The 308-nt window shown below is 67.5% G+C and carries 1 protein-coding gene; it reads left to right on the plus strand.

Annotated features, from left to right (window positions below):
* Window positions 1-308, plus strand: a 308-nt coding sequence (locus tag EXE44_RS18895) for a succinylglutamate desuccinylase/aspartoacylase family protein (RefSeq protein WP_137718107.1), incomplete at both ends; no start/stop codon positions are given.

A 308-nucleotide genomic window follows, 5' to 3' on the forward strand; every position in this document is an offset into this window, starting at 1 on the left:
GGAGCTGGCGGGCACGCTGGTCTGTCTCCCGGTCCTCAACGTCCCCGGCTTCCTCGCCCAACAGCGCTACCTGCCGGTCTACGACCGCGACCTGAACCGGTCGTTCCCCGGGAAGCCGGGGTCGACCAGTTCGAAGCGGATGGCCCACCGGATCTACGAGAACTTCGTCGCGCCGTGCGACTTCGGACTCGACTTCCACACCTCCACCCGCGGCCGGACGAACATGCTCCACGTCCGCGCCGACATGACCGACGAGTCGGTCCACCGGCTCGCGCTGGCGTTAGGCTCCAAGGTGATCATCGACAGCG

The sequence above is a fragment of the Halorubrum sp. SS7 genome, from assembly GCF_005435055.1.
GTDB lineage: Archaea > Halobacteriota > Halobacteria > Halobacteriales > Haloferacaceae > Halorubrum > Halorubrum salinarum.